This is a genomic window from Pseudomonas sp. MWU16-30322 (assembly GCF_020515535.1).
In the GTDB taxonomy this organism is placed as follows: Bacteria; Pseudomonadota; Gammaproteobacteria; order Pseudomonadales; family Pseudomonadaceae; genus Aquipseudomonas; species Aquipseudomonas fluorescens_H.
On sequence record NZ_JAIWYL010000001.1, the window covers coordinates 168,286 to 186,249 of the forward strand.

General features: G+C 60.3%; 13 protein-coding genes. 8 read left to right on the forward strand and 5 right to left on the reverse strand.

Features of this window, described 5'->3' with window-relative positions; all coding sequences use genetic code 11:
• The first annotated feature begins 70 nt into the window (after positions 1–70).
• The 5 genes from LCH64_RS00750 to LCH64_RS00770 all read left to right on the forward strand — a co-directional run bounded on the left by LCH64_RS00750 (position 71) and on the right by LCH64_RS00770 (position 6,424).
• Entirely contained in the window at positions 71–1,921 is a 1,851-nt protein-coding gene (locus LCH64_RS00750) for an extracellular solute-binding protein (protein ID WP_226499185.1), read from the forward strand.
• A complete protein-coding gene (yejB, locus tag LCH64_RS00755; RefSeq protein ID WP_103484770.1) occupies positions 1,908–2,972 on the forward strand; it encodes a microcin C ABC transporter permease YejB in 1,065 nt (354 codons plus the stop codon). Before LCH64_RS00750 ends, yejB begins: the two co-directional genes overlap by 14 nt.
• Positions 2,972–3,994: an ABC transporter permease gene (locus LCH64_RS00760; protein ID WP_226499186.1), complete on the forward strand. Its 1,023-nt coding sequence runs from the start codon at positions 2,972–2,974 to the stop codon at positions 3,992–3,994. Before yejB ends, LCH64_RS00760 begins: the two co-directional genes overlap by 1 nt.
• A 1-nt stretch (position 3,995) precedes the next feature.
• Complete coding sequence (locus tag LCH64_RS00765; RefSeq protein ID WP_226499187.1) at positions 3,996–5,615, forward strand: ABC transporter ATP-binding protein; 1,620 nt, start codon at positions 3,996–3,998, stop codon at positions 5,613–5,615.
• A gap of 164 nt (positions 5,616–5,779) precedes the next feature.
• On the forward strand, positions 5,780–6,424 hold the full coding sequence (locus LCH64_RS00770) for a hypothetical protein (protein ID WP_226499188.1): 645 nt from the start codon (positions 5,780–5,782) through the stop codon (positions 6,422–6,424).
• A gap of 57 nt (positions 6,425–6,481) precedes the next feature.
• On the opposite strand, the gene LCH64_RS00775 is transcribed toward LCH64_RS00770, so the two are convergent.
• Together LCH64_RS00775 and LCH64_RS00780 are read right to left on the reverse strand one after the other, a co-directional pair.
• Positions 6,482–6,796, reverse strand: a complete 315-nt coding sequence (locus tag LCH64_RS00775) for an SCP2 sterol-binding domain-containing protein (RefSeq protein ID WP_008015934.1) — start codon at positions 6,794–6,796, stop codon at positions 6,482–6,484.
• 64 nt (positions 6,797–6,860) lie between these two features.
• A complete protein-coding gene (locus tag LCH64_RS00780) occupies positions 6,861–7,571 on the reverse strand; it encodes a histidine phosphatase family protein (RefSeq protein WP_103484765.1) in 711 nt (236 codons plus the stop codon).
• A gap of 205 nt (positions 7,572–7,776) precedes the next feature.
• Here LCH64_RS00780 and sohB point away from each other — a divergent pair, with 205 nt between their 5' ends.
• Positions 7,777–8,808, forward strand: a complete 1,032-nt coding sequence (gene sohB / locus LCH64_RS00785; protein ID WP_226499189.1) for a protease SohB — start codon at positions 7,777–7,779, stop codon at positions 8,806–8,808.
• A 188-nt stretch (positions 8,809–8,996) separates the two neighbouring features.
• Positions 8,997–13,826, forward strand: a complete 4,830-nt coding sequence (locus LCH64_RS00790; RefSeq protein ID WP_346269164.1) for a DUF6543 domain-containing protein — start codon at positions 8,997–8,999, stop codon at positions 13,824–13,826.
• A gap of 57 nt (positions 13,827–13,883) precedes the next feature.
• On the opposite strand, the gene LCH64_RS00795 is transcribed toward LCH64_RS00790, so the two are convergent.
• Together LCH64_RS00795 and LCH64_RS00800 are read right to left on the reverse strand one after the other, a co-directional pair.
• The gene (locus LCH64_RS00795) at positions 13,884–14,378 is read right to left on the reverse strand and encodes a DUF934 domain-containing protein (RefSeq protein ID WP_103484763.1); all 495 of its coding nucleotides are present in this window, start codon (positions 14,376–14,378) and stop codon (positions 13,884–13,886) included.
• A complete protein-coding gene (locus tag LCH64_RS00800; RefSeq protein WP_003225514.1) occupies positions 14,362–16,020 on the reverse strand; it encodes a nitrite/sulfite reductase in 1,659 nt (552 codons plus the stop codon). Before LCH64_RS00800 ends, LCH64_RS00795 begins: the two co-directional genes overlap by 17 nt.
• Positions 16,021–16,544: 524 nt before the next feature.
• Here LCH64_RS00800 and LCH64_RS00805 point away from each other — a divergent pair.
• Positions 16,545–17,618, forward strand: coding sequence for an ABC transporter substrate-binding protein (locus LCH64_RS00805; RefSeq protein ID WP_226499191.1), 1,074 nt, complete (start codon positions 16,545–16,547; stop codon positions 17,616–17,618).
• Between the two features lie 6 nt (positions 17,619–17,624).
• Here LCH64_RS00805 and LCH64_RS00810 read toward each other — a convergent pair whose 3' ends face one another.
• Positions 17,625–17,843: a DUF2970 domain-containing protein gene (locus LCH64_RS00810; RefSeq protein WP_003225504.1), complete on the reverse strand. Its 219-nt coding sequence runs from the start codon at positions 17,841–17,843 to the stop codon at positions 17,625–17,627.
• Positions 17,844–17,964 lie beyond the last annotated feature (121 nt).

The following is a 17,964-nucleotide window of genomic DNA, read 5'->3' on the forward strand; positions in this document are numbered from 1 at the left end:
CAACTTCCTTATGGGAGCGGGCTTGCTCGCGAAGAGGCCAGTAGCAACACCGTGCAAAAAGGATCTGCCAATGCTCTCCAGGCTCATTCTGTTCAGCGCTTTTGCGCTGTTAAGCCCATTCAGTTGGGCCGCCCCGCAACCCGCCCTCACGGTCTATGGCGAAGCCCCCAAATACGCCCCGGACTTTCAACACCTGGCCTACGCCAACCCCAACGCTCCCAAGGGCGGAACGTTGCGCCGCTCTTCACTGGAAAGCGGCCCGTTCGATCACCTGATTCCGTACATCGACAAAGGCACCGGCGTCGCCGACATCGACGGCTGGCTCTACGCGCCGCTGGCCTATCGCAGCAAGGACGAACCCTACAGCGTCTACGGCCTGGTGGCGCAGCAGATGGAACTGGCTGCAGATCGCCGCTGGCTGCGCTTCTACCTCAACCCCAACGCGCGCTTCGACGACGGCACGCCGATCACCGCGCAAGACGTGCGTTACACCTTCGAGCTGTTCACCACTCAGGGCAGCCTCAAATATCGCCAGCAGTTTCGTGATGTCGCCGACGTCGTGGTGGAATCGCCGACACAAGTGCGCTTCAACTTCAAGAACAACGACAGCCGCACCTTGCCGCTGGATCTGGCGACGCTGCCGGTGTTGCCCGAGCACTGGTGGCGTACGCGCAATTTCGCCGAGGGCGCCGGTTTCGAGATCCCGCCGGGCAGTGGCCCGTATCGGATCAGCGCCGTGGATGCCGGGCGCAGTGTGAAATTCCAGCGTGTTGCCGACTGGTGGGCCAAGGATCTGCCGATCACTCGCGGCCTCTATAACTTCGATCACTTGAGCGTGGAGTTCTTCGCCGACACCGATGTTGCAAGGCAGGTGCTCAAGGCTGGCGGCTTCGACTATAACCGCGAATTTTCCGCGACCAGTTACACCATCGGCTATGCCGGGGCGGCGCTGGAGCAGGGCAGATTGCTTCGCGAACATCTGGCTCCGGGTGCCGCGCAGGGCTCGCAAGGGTTCGCGTTCAATCTGCAGAAACCGCTGTTTCAGGATCGCCGGGTACGTCAGGCGATCGCCATGCTCTGGGATTTCGAATGGAGCAATCGGCAAATGATGCGCAGCATGTACCTGCGCCAGCGCAGTTACTTCTCGCACAGTGCGTTGTCGGCCACCGAGTTACCGGATGCCGAGGAGCTGAAAATTCTCGAGCCGTGGCGCGGCAAGATCCCCGACGAGGTGTTTACCCAAGTCTTCGAAGCGCCGAAAACCGACGGCAGCGGCAACATCCGCGCCGAGCAGTTGCAGGCCTTGAAGCTGCTCGAAGCCGCCGGCTGGAAACCCCGTGGTGATCAGTTGGTGAATGCCAGTGGCAAGCCGCTGCAGTTCACTTTTCTCAACGGTCAGAAGGGCTTTGAACGGCTGCTGCTGCCGTTCAAGCGCAACCTGGCGCAGATCGGCATCGGCTTCGATATCCGCCAGGTCGACACCGCGCAGTACACCAACCGCGTGCGCAATCGCGACTACGACATGATCGTCGTCGGCTACCCGGTGAGTCAGGCGCCGGGGCGCGAGATGTTCAATTACTTCGGCTCCGACGGCGCCGACGATCCCGGCTCGAACAACTACATGGTGCTGCGCGATCCGGCCGTCGATGCCCTGCTCGAAGGTCTGGTGCAGGCCGACAATCGCGAAAGCCTGCTGCGCCATGCCCATGCCTTGGATCGGGTGTTGCAGTGGGGCTATTACTGGATCCCCAATTACTACCCACCGGGGATTTCCACGGTGTGGTGGAACCGTTTCGGCCGCCCGGCGACGGCGCCGTTGTACGACGCCGGACTCGACACCTGGTGGGAAATCAGCCCGACCGCGCTGACGGCCGCGCAGATGCAGCAACAGCAAAAGGAGTATGCGCATGTGGGGTTATAGCCTGCGGCGTCTGCTGCTGATCGTGCCAACTTTGCTCGCCATTCTGCTGGTCAATTTTGTCATCGTGCAGGCCGCGCCGGGTGGCCCGGTGGAACAGGCGATTGCCCGGTTGCAGGGCATTGGTGTCGGCGCGGCGGTGGGCGGTGGCCATGTCGAAACCATTGGTGGCGAATCCCGCGCCACCCGGGGTCTCGACCCGAAACTGGTGGCCGACATCGAACGTCAGTACGGCTTCGACAAGCCGGCCGGTGAGCGCCTGTGGCTGATGCTCAAGAGCTACGCGCAGCTGGATTTCGGTCAGAGCTTTTTCCGTGGTGCCAGCGTCACCGAACTGATCTGGCAGAAGCTGCCAGTGACCTTGTCGCTGGGCTTGTGGGCCACGTTGATCACTTATCTGGTGTCGATTCCGCTGGGCATCCGCAAGGCCGTGCACAACGGTTCGGCGTTCGATGTCTGGAGCAGCGTGGCGATCATCATCGGCTACGCGATGCCGGGTTTTCTGTTCGCACTGCTGCTGATCATCGTGTTCGCCGGCGGCACCGCGCTGGACTGGTTTCCGGTGCGCGGGCTGGTCTCGGACAACTTCGCGGAGCTGTCACCGTGGGGCAAAGTGGCCGATTACTTCTGGCATCTGGTGCTGCCGGTCACGGCGCTGGTGATCGGCGGATTCGCCACGCTGACGATCCTCACCAAGAACAGTTTTCTCAACGAGATCTCGCGCCTGTACGTGGTGACGGCGCGGGCCAAGGGCCTCAGCCAGCGTCAGGTTTTATACGGCCATGTGTTTCGCAACGCGATGCTGCTGGTGGTCGCCGGGTTGCCGCAGGCCCTGGTGACGGTGTTTTTCGGCGGTTCGTTGCTGATCGAAGTGATCTTCTCGCTCGATGGCCTCGGCCGTCTCAGCTACGAGGCGGCCGTGTCGCGCGACTACCCGGTGGTGTTCGGCTCGCTGTTCATCTTCACCCTGTTCGGCCTGCTGATAAAACTGCTCGGTGACCTGTGCTACACGCTGGTCGACCCGCGCATCGACTTCACCGCGAGGACTGCCTGATGTTGACTCTATCTCCCATCGGGCAGCGCCGTTGGACGCGGTTCAAGGCGCATCGACGTGGCTGGTGGTCACTGTGGCTGTTTTTGCTGCTGTTTGGCCTGAGCCTGGGCGGCGAGCTGATCGCCAATGACAAACCTTTAATGGTCGAGTATCAGGGCCAGTGGTACTTCCCGGCGTTCAAGCGCTACACCGAGCAGGATTTCGACGGCGAACTGCCGTTCCAGCCGGACTATCGCAGCGCGCAGGTGCGGCAACTGATCGAGGGGCAGGGCGGGCGGATGTGGTTTGCGCCGATCCCGTTCGGTTTCGATACGGTGAATTACGACCTGACTGAACCGGCACCGAGTCCACCGAGCGGCGAGAACTGGCTCGGCACCGACGATCAGGCGCGGGATGTACTGGCGCGGGTGATCTTCGGTACGCGGGTGTCGCTGCTGTTTGCCTTGGCGCTGACCGCCGCCAGTGCGCTGATCGGCATTGCTGCCGGGGCCTTGCAAGGCTATTACGGCGGTTGGGTCGATCTGCTCGGGCAAAGGTTGCTGGAGGTGTGGTCAGGGCTGCCGGTGTTGTATCTGCTGATCATCCTGTCCGGGTTCGTCGAGCCGAATTTCTGGTGGCTGTTGGGGATCATGGCGCTGTTTTCCTGGTTGAGTCTGGTCGATGTGGTGCGCGCCGAGTTCCTGCGCAGCCGCGGTCTGGAATACGTGAAAGCCGCGCGGGCGCTGGGGGTTGGCGATGCGCAGGTGATCAGCCGTCATATCTTGCCCAATGCCATGAGTGCGACCCTGACCTATTTGCCGTTCATTCTTACCGGAGCGATTGCGACCTTGTCGGCGCTGGATTTTCTCGGTTTCGGCATGCCCGCCGGCAGCGCTTCGTTGGGCGAACTGATCGGTCAGGGCAAGAGCAATCTGCAAGCGCCGTGGTTGGGGCTGACGGCTTTTTTTGCGTTGGCGCTGATTCTTTCCCTGTTGGTGTTCATCGGCGAGGCTTGCCGAGATGCGTTTGATCCAAGGACTTGAGATGAACGATAACCTGATTGAAATCCGCGATCTGCGTGTGGCATTCAACGGCCAGCCAGTGGTGCATGGCATCGACCTCGATATTCGTCCGGGCGCATGCCTGGCGCTGGTCGGGGAGTCTGGCTCCGGCAAATCGGTGACCGCCCACAGCATCCTGCAATTGCTTGACCCGAACATCACGCGGATCGATGGCAGCATTCGTTATGCCGGTGAAGAGCTGCTCGGTGTGCATGAGCGCTATCTGCGGCAGTTACGGGGCAACCGGATCGCGATGATTTTTCAGGAGCCGATGAGTTCACTGAATCCGCTGCACACCATTGAGCGGCAACTTGGTGAGAGCCTGGCGCTGCACAAAGGCCTGGCGGGCGCGCAAGCCCGTGAGCGCATTCTTGAGTTGCTGGAACTGGTCGGCATTCAGAAACCGCGCGAACGGCTCAAGGCCTATCCGCATCAACTCTCCGGAGGTCAACGCCAGCGGGTGATGATTGCCATGGCGCTGGCCTGCGAGCCGCAACTGCTGATCGCCGACGAGCCGACCACGGCACTGGATGTGACGGTGCAGCGCAGAATTCTGTTGCTGCTCAAAGACTTGCAGCAGCGGCTCGGCATGGCGCTGCTGATCATCAGCCATGACCTGAATCTGGTGCGCACCATCGCACAGCGAGTGGCGGTGATGCGCAGTGGGCGGATCGTCGAGCAGGCGCCGTGCGAGCAACTGTTCCGTGCGCCGCAGCATCCCTACAGCATCGAGTTGCTTAATGCCGAGCCGGGGGGTGAAGCGCTGTGCCGGGATGTGGCGCAGGATTTGTTGCAGGTGCGCGATCTGCATGTGCGCTTTCGCCTGGGGGGCGGTTGGCTGCGGCCGAAGACCTGGCTGCAGGCGGTCAAGGGCATCGATCTGAATCTGCAGCGCGGCAAAACCTTGGGGATTGTGGGTGAGTCGGGGTCGGGCAAGTCGACCTTGGGCCAGGCGATTTTGCGGCTGATCGACGCCGAGGGCAGCATTCGTTTTGCAGGTGAGGCGCTGGAGCAGCTGAGTGGCAAGCAACTGCGGCCGCTACGCAAACGCCTGCAAGTGGTGTTTCAGGATCCGTTCGGCAGCCTCAGTCCGCGTCTGTGCGTCGAGCAGATCATTGCCGAAGGCTTGCAGGTGCACAGTGATTTGAATGCTGCCGAGCGTGAGCAGGCGGTGATCGATGTGCTGCGTGAAGTCGGGCTTGATCCGGCAACCCGTCATCGCTATCCCCACGAGTTTTCCGGTGGCCAGCGCCAACGGATTGCCATCGCCCGGGCGCTGGTGCTCAAGCCGGATTTGATCTTGCTCGATGAGCCGACCTCGGCGCTGGATCGCACGGTGCAAAAACAGATCGTTGCTTTATTGCGGCGACTGCAGGAAGAGCATGGGCTGACTTATCTGTTCATCAGCCATGACCTGGCGGTGGTGCGGGCGTTGGCCCATGACCTGATTGTGATGAAGGAGGGTGAGGTGGTGGAACAGGGTCAGACCGATGAGCTGTTTAGGGCGGCGCGGCATCCTTATACGCAGGAGCTATTGGCGGCATCGTTTGTCACGACGATTTTGCCTGCGACGCATACGGACAAACTTTTATCCGCGGTGTAGATCCGGTACATTCCGCGCCCTGGCCAATACAAGGAAGTAGATGATGGCAAACCCATTGCCTTTCTCGGCAGCGCCACCGCGCATGGCGGCATGATCATCACTGGCTCCGGTGACGTTTTCGTCGGCACGGCAGTCGGTGCCGTGCCGTTCGCCCCGATCGTACCGTGCCCGCGCATAGCGAACGCTTTCAACTGGTCGACGAAACCACCGGCGAAACCATGACTGATAATTTTCACAAGCGCGTGGGTCTCGTAGCGGCCTTTTTGCTGGTTTTTAGTGCGATGGGGCTCTATCTGCACACAAGGGAAGATGCGATGAGCGAGAAAGTGATGATGTACTACGGCGACTGGAGTCCGGAAGAAAACCGTTTTGATGCAACAAAATGGTTTCGTACCGATATGTACCGCACTGATGTTGTCGATGGAAAAAAAAGCGCTGTAACCATGCTGCGTAACAGACCATTACCTTTCAAGCCAAGCGACAACGATAAGTTGGTAGCTGGCGCCATTGTGGCCCTCGAGGCGGCGTTTCCGCCGGTCAATGGTGACTTGCTTGGCAAGGAGTGGCCGATGCTGATTCCACGCATCCGCTACCGCTACAGCGCTTTCGAAGCGCCGGATCAGCCACAGGATTATTACAACATTTACCTGAAGTACCAGGGTGAGCGGTATGTCATCACCTTCGCCCGGGATGCGCAAACCGGTGAAATCATCCCAGGGGGTAGCGTCCAGTTGATGTACCCCGAGAGTGAGAGCCAGATCGCCGATCGGCAGGTCTTCAAGGAGCTGGACGCCGCCGGCATCCAATGACCCGGAAATGACAAATCCCGCCATCAAGGCGGGATTTGTTTGTACTGCGACGTAGTCTTACGACGGGAACAGCTCGGACAGTTTCATCGCCAGCATCATGTCGCCTTCAGCGCGCAGTTTGCCGCCCATGAACGCTTGCATGCCGTCGGTCGAACCATCGACGATGCCTTCCAGGGTTTCGCCGTCCATCACCAGAGTGACCTGAGCGTCCGGGTTCTCGCCTTCTTGCAGCTCGCAGGTGCTGTCCTTGACGATCAGCGAGAAGTTTTTGGTGTCGTCGATGCGAAAACCGAAGACCAGATCCAGACCGGCAGCGGCGGCTGGGTTGAACTTGGCTTTCATTGCTTGTACGGCATCAGCTACGGAGGTCATGGTTCGATCCTTTCTTGGGTAATAGGCGCTGGTTGATTACAGCAAGGGTCACAGTTATCCGGACTCAGCGGAAAGTGATGAGTTCCGGAGCCTTCAGCAGTTGCAGATGTGCGTGACTGTTGAAGGAAGCCAAAGCCACCTCGCGACCGCGGAACTTCAGCTGGTTGAGCGAGGTGTTGACGATTTGCCAATTCAGTTCAAAGGCCTGCCGGGCAGGCATTTGGGTAATCAGGTGGAGCAGGGCGGTAATGGTGCCGCCGGAGGTGAACACGGCGATTTTCTGGTTGCCGTCGGCCTGTTCGAGGATCCGGTGCAGTCCGCCCTGTACCCGCTCGACGAAACCCAGCCAGCTTTCCAGCCCGGGGGTGTCGTAGGTTCCCGCCAGCCAGCGCTCGATGACCAGGGCGAAGATGCGCTGGAATTCGGCGCGGTTTTGCGCCGCGTTGCGCAGGATGTCGATGGCTTCCGGCTCGTCCGCCAGCATGGCGGGGATCAGGGCGCGGATGATCGCGTCGGCATCGAACTCGTTGAACGCGGAGTCGGTCTCCAGCGTCGGTACCGACAGGCCCTTGGCGGTGAACTGCTCCAGCGCGCTGGTGGCCGTGTGTTGCTGACGACGCAGGTCGCCCGCCAGGCAGCGATCGAAACGGATTCCCAGCTCGGCGAGGTGCTGGCCAAGGACTTCTGCCTGGCGCACACCGATCGGCGACAGGACGTCATAGTCGTCTGCACCAAAGGAGGCCTGGCCATGTCGAATCAAATAGATGCTGCCCACGTCCGCGTCATCCCGGTACGTTGAAGGTTGTGGCGAGGTTATGAGGATGACGAAGTGCTGTCAATGAAAAAACATACGCTTGTTTGAAATGCCCGTTACAGGCCTGTTGCCAGAGGTTTCACGGCTGGTCGACGGGCCGGCGCATGGGTATGCTGGAGCCATCCCGCGCGTGTTTCGTGTCCGCGCATTGTTTTAAGGAGTCTCTGTGGAGTTTTTGTCCGAATACGCCAGCTTCCTGGCCAAAACCGTGACCCTGGTCGTTGCCATTCTGGTGGTGCTGGCCAGTTTCGCTGCATTGCGCAGCAAGGGCCGGCGCAAGTCGGCGGGTCAGCTGCAGGTCAGCAAGCTCAACGATTTCTATAAAGGGCTGCGTGAGCGCCTGGAGCAGACCCTGCTCGACAAGGATCAGCTCAAGGCCTTGCGCAAGGGCCAGGCCAAGGCTGAGAAAGGCGAGAAGAAGCAGAAGAGCAAAACCGAGAGCAAATCCCGGGTGTTCGTGCTCGATTTCGACGGTGACATCAAGGCGTCGGCCACCGAGAGCCTGCGTCACGAAATCACCGCACTGCTGACTCTCGCCACACCAAAGGACGAAGTGGTACTGCGTCTGGAAAGCGGCGGCGGCATGGTTCACAGCTACGGCCTGGCATCGTCGCAACTGGCGCGTATCCGCGAGGCCGGCGTGCCGCTGACCGTGTGCATCGACAAGGTCGCGGCCAGCGGCGGTTACATGATGGCCTGCATTGGCGAGAAGATCATCAGCGCACCGTTCGCGATCCTCGGTTCGATCGGCGTCGTCGCGCAGTTGCCCAACGTCAATCGCCTGCTGAAAAAGCACGATATCGACTTTGAAGTACTGACTGCCGGTGAATACAAGCGCACCCTGACCGTGTTTGGCGAAAATACCGAAAAGGGCCGCGAGAAATTCCAGGAAGACCTGGACATTACTCATCAACTGTTCAAGAACTTCGTCGCCCGCTACCGCCCGCAACTGGCCATCGACGAGGTCGCCACCGGTGAGGTCTGGCTCGGTGTCGCGGCGCTGGACAAACAGCTGGTGGACGAACTCAAGACCAGCGACGAGTACCTCGCCAACCGGGCAAAAAAGGCTGAGGTCTACCACCTGCACTACGCCGAACGCAAAAGCCTGCAGGAACGCATCGGCATGGCGGCCAGCGGTTCGGTGGATCGCGTGTTGCTGAACTGGTGGAGTCGTCTGACCCAGCAACGTTTCTGGTAATGCAATAAAAAAATAGCCCCGTTCTCTGTCCTGCCGAGAACGGGGCTATTTTATTTTTTGGCGGTATATATGTATTTCTCGAGTTCGAATTGTTGATTCGAACCTCGCTGTTTTTATCGACTATTCACGCTTTTTTATAAAGCAGCGCTCGGTAAGCTGGTGATACTTTTCACTGTCGAGTGTTCAATATGTCCTCTTTGTCGGTTCGTGATGCTATTCCTGTTTTGACGCCTGAACAGAAAGGCCTGTTTTTCGAGTTAATTAAAAACAACACACCGGACTGGTTGTTGGCGGCTCCCGGTGAGTTGCGTCATAAGCTCTATCAAAGCTTGATTGCCAGTCATCGCTCCCAGAGTGAAACCGGCAAGTCGCTGAGTAGCCTGAAGTCACCGCAAAGCTTCTGTGCGCCGCTGCTTGCCAAGGCGATGGCTGACAAGTTGGGTGAACCGCTGGATATCAATGGGGTGATCTTTCAGCACGTACGTTCGACCTCCAGCCTGCTGGGGCTGCGCAGGAAGCTGGTATTGCCGATCGACCGTGATCTGTTGAGCGCCGCCTGTGAAAACTTTGAAGCAAGTGAAACCCAGGCGACAAATTACAACGAAACTTCGCTGATTTATATTCCCGAAAAGATAACCGGGCGCGAACCTCGGATATTGCCGCTACAACCACACGAATTTGCAACGCTGTGTCGGACTCTGGATCTGGGCAAGCAGTATCAGACGCATCTTCGGGCAGTATTCGATGTTGATGCTGAAGTTAATCCATTGCGCAACAAGTGCATTGCCAATTGGCGGAATCGATTTGATGTGGAAAGACATTTGGCACTGATGAAAAAATACATCAGTGCGGATGTACATCAGATGTTGCAGGCAGTAACAACTAACCAGAGTCCAATCAAACTTGGCCATAATACCCTGGGTTATCAGGGGCTGCAGATGTTCGGGGTGACGCTGGGCGGCGCGCTGTTCATCGGGCCGGTCAGTGAACACGCCGACGACGACTACCGTTGCGTGGTCTACCTGCCGGGCGATCCATTACACCCGCTGAAGGAGTACGCCTCCTTCAGCGATTTCGAGAGGGAGTTGAGCGAGCGCCTGAAAAAGACGGCGTTCCGCAAGTTCTTCACTCGCTATATCAAGGTCCGTGAGCGCTTGCTCTGGGAGACGGAACTCGATGCCCGCCTGTATCCGCGCAGCAATTCGATGCTGCCACATGCCTCCGGCTATATCACGTTGTCCGGCATCGATTTCGTTGGTGATCCGTTCAGCATGACGTACCGCCAACATGCCGAGCAGACCCTGGCGGATGCCCGGCTGATGGTGGTTCCCACCGACGATGAAGACGAAAAAACCCGGCTGGCCCGACTGGATACCTACAAGACGATCGGCGTCGATCTGCTGCTGATGGCCGCATCGTTTATTCCCGTGCTGGGCGAAGTGTTGCTGGCGGCTACCGCGGTGCAGTTGCTCTGGACCGTCTATGAGGGCATTTCCAGCTGGACCCGGGGCGAGAAGGAGCAGGCAACGGATCACTTTTTCGATGTGGTCGAGAACCTGATCCTGCTGGCGGCGTTCGCGGCGGGAACACGGGCCGCGGGCGCCACGTTCAGAGTCGTTCGGTCATCGGCGTTCATCAAACGCTTGCGCATGATCAGCCTGCCCGCAGGCCAGGCCCGCTTGTGGAAGCCTGACCTGAGCGCCTATCGCCAGCAGCGCCTGCTGCCACAAGGCTTGCCACCCGATGAGCGCGGTTTGCGCGGGGTCGAAGGCCAGGCGTTCCTCACCCTGGACGCGCACCATTATGCCGTGCGCCCCAAGCCGCAGACCGAGTTGTGGGAAGTCCTGGCGCCGTCCGAGGTCGCCAACCGTTATTCGCCGGTGCTCGAAACCAATGGCAGCGGCGCCTGGCGCCATGACACCGAACTGGTGCAGGAGTGGGATCGCCTGACGCTGTTTCGCCGCTTCGGTTTTACCCGGGAACGAATCCCGGACGACGCCGCGTTGCGAGCCCTTGCCGTAAGCGGTGTCGAGGACAGCGTCCTGCGCCAGATTCACGTCGATAACGGCCATCCTCCGGCGCTGCTCATCGATACGGTCCGGCGGTTTCGCGCCGACGCGGCGGTGACTGAGTTTTTCGATCATTTGCAGACTCCGGCATCCGCGCCATTGGCAGACCCTGATCTGCAACTGCATGTGCTCACCACATTGGCGGGCTGGCCGGCCGACTGCGCTATACAAGTCGTCGACTCGGCAGGAATCCGGGGCAATGTCTACGGCGCACCAACGGCCACGACTTGGTTGCGAATCACCCAACAGGCACTGGACAAGGGGCAACTGTATTCATGGCTGTTGTCGACCCTCGAAACCCGGCAGCGTGAGAGTCTGCTTGGTCTGACGACCAAGGATGCGGGAGAGCAAAGCCGCAAGCTCCTGCAAATTGTCAGTGCGCAAGCTGAAAGCCTGCGGGTGCAACTGTTCCAGCGGGTCTACCGACGCAGCGAAGCAGCGAGCAATGGCCGAGCGCAATTGCTGCTCGACAGGTTTGCCGATCTGCCGACCAGCGTGGCCGAAGAACTGGTGGGCGATGCATTGATTGGCGAGGCGCAGGAGCTGGATGCCGGCCGTATACCATTGCGTCTGGCACAGGAGGTGCGGCGTTATCTGCAGGCTATCGCGGTCTGTCGCGCCTATGAAGGCCTGTATCTGGACAGTGGCGGTGGTTACGACACCAACCGCCTGGTGCTCGACACCCTTGAGCACCTGCCAGGCTGGTCGGGCACCCCGTTGATTGAAATTCTCGAATGGTCGGGCAGCTACGGTAACGTCGCCTCGATCGGCCCGGTCGACGCCCGCGAACGAATGCTGGTCAATGTGCTGGCAGACCGGGTCAGCGTCTTCGATGGCACCGAGCATCCCCTGACTGAATTTGCCGGACGCACCCGCGCACATTATTTTCAGGCGCTCTGGCACGGACTGTCGGCGCCGCGCAAAACCGCACTGGGCTTGCTGGCGGATGCCGGGGCCGAGGTGCTGCGCGAGAATATTGCCCGGCTTGCTCTTCAGCGACGCATGACCTTTGCCGTGGCCATGGGCGATCGGCCCGGCGATTTTTCGCCGATGGGCCTTGCAGACCGTTCGCCGGCAGGGCCTGGTGCTCGCTCAAGTGCCAACATTTCAATCGCGGCGCGGCGTGCGCAGGAACTCTATCCGGCGTACGCTCCCGAGCAGATCCAGGCACTGCTCGCCACCCTGGGCAGCGACGAGATCGCGATTCTGATGAAGCTGGAAAAGCTGCGCCTGGAGTTTATAGGGATCCGCGAAACCCTGAGTCGCTGGGTGAGTGGGCAAACGTGGAGTGCCGGTACCGATCGCGTATGGCAACTCGTGCCACAGTCAGCCAAGCTGCGCGCCATGCGCACCATCATCCGCAGTTGGCGCAAGGAGCCCGGACGGCCCGGTGACGGATTGCCCGACAGCTTGTGCCTGGCGCCAGAGCCTCTGGGCGAGTTGCCGCTGATCGTCGGCGATTTCAGCCACGTCACCCATCTGGTGATGGACGGCGTGGCGCCTACGCTGGGATTCAACGCTTTTTTGCAGAATTTCAGCCATCTGCGCAGCCTCTCGCTGCGGGAAAATCACCTGACGCAGCTGCCTCCGGCCCTGAACAACATGGCTTGGCTGACGGAGCTGGACCTGAGCAACAACCAGCTGCATTTGTCGTCCGTTTCAGCGTCTGCGCTTGAGCAACTGACCCGATTGCGCGTACTTGACCTGGACCTGAATCCGCATCTTTCGCACGCCCCCGACGTCAGCTTGCTGGCTGATCTGGAAAGCCTGAAGTTGCGTGGCTGCGCCCTTGAGCAATGGCCTCGGGGCATTGCCGGATTGGCGCGGTTGCGTCTGCTTGATCTGCGCGACAACCAGATCACGGCGCTGCCAGCGGCGGCGTTCGATGGGCCGGCAGCGCTCAGTCGCGCCACCCGGCTGCATGGCAATCCGCTGTCGGCGGAAACGCTGCAACAGATTGCGACGTATCAGCAGGCGAACGGCGTCAGTTTCGGCGTGACGATTCCGACCTATCAGCGCTTGTCGCAACTGAGCATGGCGTTTGATGGCCAGAGCGCGCGCTGGCTGGTGGGCAGCCCCGAGGCCGAAGCGGCACCGCGCCGCACCACTTGGGAAGCGGTGCGGGCGGCGCCCGGCTCGCGGGATTTTTTCAATGTACTGGCACACTTGGTTCATACGGCCGATTACACGCAGATTTACCCCTACTTCAGCCAGCGGGTGTGGAATGTGGTAGAGGCGGCAGCCGAGGATGCGCGCTTGCGTACGGAATTGTTTCGTACCGCGCGGGCCGGGGCCATCAGTGTCGATGGCTATTCGGCGGTGTTCAGCGAGATGGAGGTTCAGGTCTTGTGTTTTCGGGCCAGGCTGGCGGCAGGGCTGGGCGGCGCGCCGCTGGAGTGGCAACTGACGCATCTGCTCAGGGGGTTGTTTCGCCTGCAGGAGCTGGAGGAGCGGGTCCTGGCCGATATCAACAGTCGCCACCAGCCGGGTGTTCACGAACAGGCGCTGGAGTACAGCCTGGCCTACCGCGTTGGATTGGCCGAGCGCCTGAATCTGCCGGGCCAGCCACACATGCTGAGCCGTCCCTTGCAGGTCGAAGTGTCGCCGGCGGATCTGGATGAGGTGTATCAGGCCGTCATGCGCGTCGAGCGCACTCGTGCATTCTCCGACTGGTGCAGCGGCCAGCGGTTCTGGATCGAGTTTCTCGAATCCACCCAGGCGCCGTCCTTCGCTGCCGTCAGGGAGCGCAGTGCGCAGGCATTGGCACAACTGGAGGGGCAGGCAGGGCTTTCCCGTGAAGCGGCGGCGGTGCAGATGAATGCAATCCACGACAACTTCCGCAACGAACGTCAGGCGTTGCTTCGCCTGCTCACCGAGGAGGCCCTGGCGCGCAACCCGGTCAATGAAGTTGCAGGGAGCCGCGATGTTGATGAAGAGGCGTCAGTCTGACTGAGCTTCGAAGGGCAGGGGAAGAACGCCTTGAGCAATGGCTCAAGGCGTTTTCGATCAGCGGCGACGGAACAGCGGCAGCGGTTCGTCAGTGGCGGCCTGGTAGGTCACCGAGAAGTCTTTCAGGCTTTCCAGCGCATCGTACGGGTCCTTGTCGGCGCGCAGGGCGAACGCATCGAAACCGCAACGGCGCATGTAGAACAGCTGGTCGCGCAGCACATCGCCAATCGCCCGCAGCTCACCTTTGAAACCGTAGCGGTCACGCAGCAGGCGGGCGTTGGAGTAGTTGCGGCCGTCGGTGAAGGCCGGGAAGTTCAGGGCAATCACCTGGAACTGCGCGACATCGGCACCGATTTCCTCGGCTTCTTCATCGGCATCCAGCCACACGCCCAGCCCGCCATCGCGGGCCTTGAGCGCGTGAGCATGATCACGCCACAGGGCCAGCGGCACGATCAGGTCGTCGCAGTTGGAGATACCGTCGAGGGTCGCGTCCTTGGGCAGCAAGTGCCAGGTTTCGTCGACAACCTCGTTGTTCTTAATGATTCGCTGCATAGACGCGTTCCTTGAAGAGGTCGATGCCAATACGCTGGTAGGTGTCGATGAAGCGCTCGTCTTCGGTGCGTTGTTCAACGTACACGTCGATCAGCTTCGAGATCACGTCCGGCATGTCGTCCTGGGCGAAGGACGGGCCGAGGATCTTGCCCAGGCTCGCGTCGCGGCTGGCGCTGCCGCCGAGGGACACCTGGTAAAACTCTTCACCTTTCTTGTCCACCCCGAGGATGCCGATGTGGCCGACGTGGTGGTGACCACAGGCGTTCATGCAACCGGAGATGTTCAGGTCCAGCTCACCGATGTCGAACAGGTAGTCCAGGTCGTCGAAACGACGCTGGATCGATTCGGCGATCGGGATCGACTTGGCGTTGGCCAGGGAGCAGAAGTCACCGCCCGGGCAGCAGATGATGTCGGTCAGCAGGCCGATGTTCGGCGTTGCGAAACCGCCTTCACGCAACTCGCCCCACAGGGTGAACAATTGGCTCTGCTCGACATCGGCCAGAATGATGTTCTGCTCGTGGGAAGTACGCAGTTGACCGAAGCTGTAGCGCTCGGCCAGATCGGCGACGGCGTCCAGCTGCTTATCGGTGATGTCGCCCGGAGCAACGCCGGTCGGTTTCAGCGACAGGGTCACCGCGACATAACCCGGCTTCTTGTGCGCCAGTGTGTTGCGCGAGCGCCAGCGGGCGAAGCCTGGGTGTTCCTTGTCGAGTTCGGCCAGTTGGGCAGTCTGATTGTCCAGAGCCTTGTAGTCCGGGTCGACGAAGTGCTTGGCAACGCGATGCAGTTCGGCTTCGGTCAGTGTGGTCTGACCACCGCGCAGGTGTTCCATCTCGGCATCGACTTTCTGCGCGAACACTTCAGGGGTCAGCGCCTTGACGAGGATCTTGATCCGCGCCTTGTATTTGTTGTCGCGACGGCCATAGCGGTTGTACACACGCAGGATGGCGTCGAGGTAGCTCAACAGGTCCTGCCACGGCAGGAACTCGTTGATGAACGCGCCGACCACAGGGGTACGGCCCAGACCACCGCCGACCAGTACGCGGAAGCCCAGCTCGCCAGCGGCGTTGTGTACCGGCTCAAGGCCGATGTCGTGGACTTCGATGGCCGCACGGTCAGCGGTCGAGCCGTTGACGGCGATCTTGAATTTGCGCGGCAGGTAGGCGAATTCCGGGTGGAACGTGGTCCACTGACGGACGATCTCGCACCACGGACGCGGGTCGATCAGTTCGTCTGCAGCGACACCGGCGAACTGGTCGGTGGTGACGTTGCGCAGGCAGTTGCCGCTGGTCTGGATCGCGTGCATCTGCACGGTGGCAAGTTCGGCGAGGATGTCCGGGATGTCTTCCACCGCCGGCCAGTTGAACTGCACGTTCTGCCGGGTACTGATGTGGGCGTAGCCCTTGTCGTAGTCACGGGCAATCTTGGCCATCATGCGCACCTGACGCGAGGTCAGCTGGCCGTAAGGCACTGCCACGCGCAACATCGGCGCGAAACGCTGGATGTACAGGCCATTTTGCAGGCGCAGGGGGCGGAATTCTTCTTCGCTCAGCTCACCTGCCAGATAGCGTCGGGTCTGATCACGGAACTGCTTGACGCGGTCCTCGATGATCCGCTGATCGTACTCGTCGTATACGTACATATAAGTCCTGTTCTCAGGCTTTGGGCTACTCGGAAAACGCTGCGTTTTCGCTTGCTGGAGTCCGATGGTGCCTCTGCAATTACGCGCGCACGGCCGCGCACTCCCTAACGGAGCCGGGGCAATATACCCGTTTGCAGTTATGCGCAAAAGTGATGTTTGAGTATATGTAAAGAACCAAATCGCCTAACGAGAATGGTTGTTGATTAACCCACATTTGTCGCGGGGACAATCATCGTCTTAACTGTGATCGAGTCTTTCTGCAATCACCGATAAAACCGACAAGAGGCGATGCAATGAGCAATCCGACCAAGGCAAAAAAAAGCGATAGCAGTGTCGATGCGTGGGCCATTTTGTTCCTGATCATTCTCGTTGTAGGAACAGCGGTATTCTGGGTCAGTCATCAGTAAACGACCGATTCGGGCCTGCTTCCGACGATTGTCGGACAAAAAACGGGATCAGGCGTCAGTAGCCGCTGATTCGGGGGCTATAATGCGCGGCCATTTTTCCCCGGGCCCGAATCATTCATGTTGAAGTTTTTCCACCTCAGTCTCCTGCTGCTCGGTGCGGTTTTCGGACCTGCGGCCCGGGCTGAGTCGGTGCTGTTCCTCAATCCGGGTACCACCCAGGAAGCGTTCTGGGTCAGCTATTCGCAATTCATGCAGGCGGCGGCCCGGGACCTGGGCGTCGACTTGCAGATTCTTTATTCCCAGCGCCAGCCCGAACTCACCGTGGCTCAGGCGCGAGTCGCCCTGCAGGGGCCGAACCGGCCCGACTATTTGATGTTCGTCAACGAACAGTACATTGCGCCCCAGATCCTGCGGCTGGCCGAAGGCAGCCGGGTCAAGCTGTTCATGGTCAACGCGGTGCTGACCGCCGATCAGCAGGCGCTGATCGGGGAGCGGCCTGATCGCATCGGCAGCCTGGTGCCCAATGACGAGGAGGGCGGCTACCTGATGATGAAGGAGCTGATTCGCCTGCATCCGCCCGTGGCACGGGGTGAGTCGATCGAGGTGCTGGCATTCTCCGGCCTGAAGATCACCCCGTCGGCGCAATTGCGCGAACGGGGCATGCAGCGCGCCCTCGCCGAACATCCCCAGGTGCGGCTGCGGCAACTGGTCTACGGCGAGTGGACACAGCAGCGCGCCTACGAACAGGCACGGCAACTGGTCGGCCGTTATCCGAACGTATCGCTGGTGTGGTCGGCCAATGACGAAATGGCGTTCGGCGCAATGCGCGCGTTCGCCGAAGTGGGCAAGGTGGCGGGCAAGGATGTGCTGTTCAGTGCGGTCAATACCTCGTCCGAGGCGTTGCGCGCAGTGGTCGATGGACGCTTGAGCGCGCTGGTGGGCGGGCACTTCACCCTCGGTGGCTGGGCGCTGGTGGAATTGCATGACTATGAGCAGGGCGTCGATCTGGATCTTCATGGCGGGCGTGACCGTCAATTGCCGCTGCTGCAACTGATCGACAAGCGTCAGGCTCGGCAAATACTGGCCATGGGCGCTTCGCCGGATTACGGTGTGAGTTTTCGCAAACTGTCCGCCAAGGGGCGCCCCGCGTCCTATCGCTATCCGTTCAACCTGCAGACCCTGATGCACTGAACCCTGTCACACCCCGGCAAAGTGCAGCACCAGCTTGACGATGGCAAACAGCGTCAAGGCAAACATCGCGGTAAACAGGATACCCAGCAGCACGAAATGGCTGGGTTTGCCATGAGTGAAGTCACGTGCCCGGTTTTTCCCGCTCTGCACGCCGAACGCCGCGGCCATGACGCTGTGCAGCATCTGCCAGAAGCTCGGTGGCTTGTTGTCGACTGGATCGTCCATAAATCCCTCGTCTCAAAGGCTGTTCCGACAGCATAGTCAATGCGCCGGTTTGTGCTGCGTCGGTGAATGGTCGGCGAAGTGTCCGGTAACAAACGGGTGTCGATGCGATAACTATGTACCG